Source organism: Streptococcus sp. 79 (assembly GCF_013277425.1).
In the GTDB taxonomy this organism is placed as follows: domain Bacteria; phylum Bacillota; class Bacilli; order Lactobacillales; family Streptococcaceae; genus Streptococcus; species Streptococcus pseudopneumoniae.
In genome coordinates this window covers 27835-31658 of record NZ_VMMW01000084.1, presented here as the reverse complement: position 1 = coordinate 31658, position 3824 = coordinate 27835, and the positions used below count along the sequence as shown (strand labels likewise).

Below are 3824 nucleotides of genomic sequence, written 5' to 3'. Positions count from 1 at the left end.
ACAGAAACCGTAGAGAAAAAATCTGGTAATAATAGTACTGATACTAGCAACAGTGGCAACACCAACAATGGAGCTACTACCAACCCTGCTGGCAGCAATAGCAACAGTGTGACACCAGATAACAGAGGCAATACTCCAGCCCCTGGTGTGACAACTGACAATAGTAGCAATACGACCCTTACTACTCCATCGTCTACTGTTGGACAGGCACAAGCAAGCACTTCTACTCAAGAAACGCCAGTTTCTACAAGCACTCCAAACAATTCAGGAACTACAGTGACTCCTAACGAGACTCGTCCTGTTGACAAGTCTGAGCTTGCTCGATTGGTTGAAGGATTGGAAAGTCGTTTGAAAGATTTGGATGATATAGATAGTACAACGCTTGAGTCAGCTAAAGCTCTTCTTACAGAGATTAAACAAGCTCTTAATGACGAAAGTTTGACAGAGTCCGATTTGCGTGATATTGTTAGAAGAGTGAGAGAGGTAATAGACTCCTTAAAAGGTGTGAAAGAAGACCAGCAAAATCAAGAAAAAGATCAGATGAAAGACGATAGTCAGACAACTACTGAATTTTCATATGTAGTAATGATTGGCAGTCTACTTGCCCTTCTTGGGCTCCTTCTCTTCCTCATCGCGCGTCGTAAGAAAGAGTCAGAACTCAAGAAATTGGTCAAGGAACTAAGCAAGCTTGAAGCAGAATTGGATTCTACAAATGTGGATACGAAAGTTCTCGACCAAGCACGAGAAGCTCTCGCTCAAGCAGTTGCTTTCCTAGCCAATGAGAAAGAGTCTGACCACACAGAAGACGAGTTGATTGAGAAACTCAAAGCGATTCTTGCTCAGCTAAGATAAGCGACATGTTGAAATATCGCAGGCGACCATAGAAGTTACTACATTGCTGGATAATGACGATAGGAAAAGTTAGTCGCAAACCTGTAGTGGGAATATACCAGCTTCTAGTGGGGAAGTGGTTCTGGGAACAGGACACCGTCTTTTAAATGGGAATGCTTCCTCCTCTAGTACAAGTAGAAGTCTTTGATGGTAGAGTAAGATAAAGAAGAAACACGAAACAAGTAAGATAGTTCATGAAATGGAACTGAAAATTGCTGGTGTGGACTCTTGAAGGAAGTAATGGATAGAAAGAAGTTGAAAAGCGTCTTTCTATCCATCTTTCTTTAGGAGTTGATGTAAGCGCTCTCTATCACTTGGTTTTGTCAGATGATTGTGCTCTCCATAACCAACCATACGTATATCATATATAGTAGATTGAAATAAGATATGAACAAAGAGATTGAGAAAGTCAAATTAATTTCTAGAAATATTTTAGAATCCGTAGCCTACTATTCTAGGCTCAATATACTACACTTAAAAAATATTTCTATTGATTAATAGGGATTATTGTGGTATAATCTAGGTAGATTAGAAGTCATCAAAGGTGCAGCAATGTATAACTAGGTGACCTTTTTTCATATAGTGGAGACTGTTAGAATGAATGTTGCCATATTTGAATTAACAAATTTCAAGGAATATATTCCTTGAAATATTGATATAGTTGATAAAATACGATTAGTTTATAATCCTGTGTTAGCACCTACTACGTTAAAAATGGCGATTGAACCTGCACTGACAGAAGAAGAATTGTATCAACATATGAAAGATAAATCTCATTGGGATTTTTCATATAATGTTGACGATGAATTTTATAAAAAGGATTGCGTAGATTTATGGTAAATTGGTTAATCGTCAGTATATTTTAGCTAAGTAAGCCTATTTATTTGATAGTTACCTTAGAAATTTCCTTCAAGAAATATTGGAGAGAATTGAAGTCTTTTTGAAAAAGAGTACCGCTGATACTCTGACGCTTGGATACCAAAAAACTATTTATATTTTTGAAGACGATGATTTATATTTTTCTGAACAATCTAAATACTGCAAGGATAACCCTAAACGTCAGGATACTGTCTTGAAAACAAAGTATCATTTATCGCGGTTTATTTTTGAAAAACAAGATGATTCCATAGTAAAGAATCAGATTAGACAATATGGTGTTGTGTTGCCTTGGACTGTTTTTCGTTTAATGACATTTGGAAATATATCATCATTTCTTGTCGCCTTACAACCAGGTTATCGAAATAAGGTTGCTGCTTATATTAGTTTGCTCTTGTATAAGGATGATAAAATTCCAGCTAAAATCTTATTGTCCTGGTGTAATGCACTTCGATATCTTAGAAATATATGCTCATATAATGGCAGATTATATGAACGCTTACACCATACCTTACCTGCTCTTCATCATTCTGATAAGGAGTTATTGGAGACAAACTCAGAGAATGATGATAAGACATTATTTATTTATTTTATAGCAATGAGACATCTTATTTTGTCCATGTCCCTAGAAACCCAGAATTTTTGGAATAAAAAATACAAAATTTACTAGAAGAAGGAAGTAGAGAACAAATTGATTTGAGACACTACGGTCTTCCAGAGGACTGGGTGAACTTATTGACAATTAAGAATAGGATAATCTCTTAGATAGATAATTATTGGAAAGAATAAGATAGTATGGAGGTCTAGTATAAAACAAAATAAAGGGCACAAAACTTTTTTATTCTGTGTTGTGCCTTGAGTGAAACAAAAGGAATAAATTATAACAATGAAAAAAGTTGCCATTATTGGAGCAGGAATTGTGGGGGCAACAGCTGCCTACCACCTCTCGAAAGAAAGTGACCTAGAGGTAACCGTCTTTGACCATGGACAAGGTCAGGCTACCAAGGCTGCAGCAGGAATTATCAGTCCTTGGTTTTCCAAACGCCGCAATAAAGCTTGGTACAAAATGGCGCGCTTGGGGGCTGATTTTTATGTGGATTTATTAGCTGATTTAGAGAAATCAGGGCAAGAAATCGACTTTTACCATCGTTCGGGAGTCTTTCTCCTGAAAAAGGATGAATCCAAGTTGGAAGAACTCTATGAATTAGCCCTCCAGCGCAGAGAAGAATCTCCCTTGATAGGGCAATTAGCCATTCTGGACCCAGCATCAGCTAATGAATTATTCCCTGGTTTGCAGGGATTTGACCGTCTGCTCTATGCTTCTGGTGGAGCGAGAGTAGATGGCCAACTTTTAGTGACTCATTTGCTGGAATCAAGTCATGTCAAGCTGGTCAAAGAAAAAGTGACTCTGACACCGTTAGCATCAGGCTACCAGATTGGTGAAGAGGAGTTTGAGCAGGTTATTTTGGCGACGGGAGCTTGGTTGGGGGATATGTTAGAACCCTTGGGTTATGCTGTGGATGTCCGTCCTCAGAAAGGACAGCTCCGAGATTATCAGCTGGCCCAAGACATGGAATTTTACCCTGTTGTCATGCCAGAAGGGGAATGGGATTTGATTCCTTTTGCAGGTGGCAAATTGTCCCTAGGTGCTACCCATGAAAATGATATGGGATTTGATTTGACGGTAGATGAAATCTTGCTCCAGCAAATGGAGGAGGCAGCCTTACCTCACTATCCAGTTTTAGCTAGAGCGACTTCAAGGGCTGAGCGTGTGGGAATCCGTGCCTATACTAGTGATTTCTCTCCTTTCTTTGGGCAAGTGCCAGAATTGGCAGGTGTCTACGCTGCTAGTGGACTAGGTTCATCAGGCCTCACAACTGGTCCTATTATTGGTTACCACCTAGCTCAATTGGTCAAAGGCAAGGAGTTGACTTTGAACCCTGAAAACTACCCAATTGAAAACTATGTCAAACCGGTAAAAAGCGAATAATACTCAATGAAAATCAAAAAACAAACTAGGAAACTAGCAGCGGGCTGCTCAAAGCACTGCTTTGAGG

Annotated in this window: 4 protein-coding genes; all 4 read left to right on the top strand. The window is 38.9% G+C overall.

Annotated elements, in window-relative coordinates:
• The coding region (locus HT729_RS09930; RefSeq protein WP_188110821.1) for a hypothetical protein at positions 1–852 on the top strand (852 nt) is incomplete at its 5' end.
• Between the two features lie 729 nt (positions 853–1581).
• Positions 1582–1731 (top strand): hypothetical protein, encoded by a 150-nt coding sequence (locus HT729_RS12205; RefSeq protein ID WP_155246446.1) that lies wholly within the window; start codon positions 1582–1584, stop codon positions 1729–1731.
• 79 nt (positions 1732–1810) lie between these two features.
• A complete protein-coding gene (locus tag HT729_RS12200; protein ID WP_226372039.1) occupies positions 1811–2437 on the top strand; it encodes an Abi family protein in 627 nt (208 codons plus the stop codon).
• A gap of 216 nt (positions 2438–2653) precedes the next feature.
• Positions 2654–3757 carry an FAD-dependent oxidoreductase gene (locus HT729_RS09920; RefSeq protein ID WP_172931980.1) on the top strand — a complete coding sequence of 368 codons (1104 nt, stop codon included), beginning with the start codon at positions 2654–2656 and terminating at the stop codon, positions 3755–3757.
• The last annotated feature ends 67 nt before the right edge of the window (positions 3758–3824 follow it).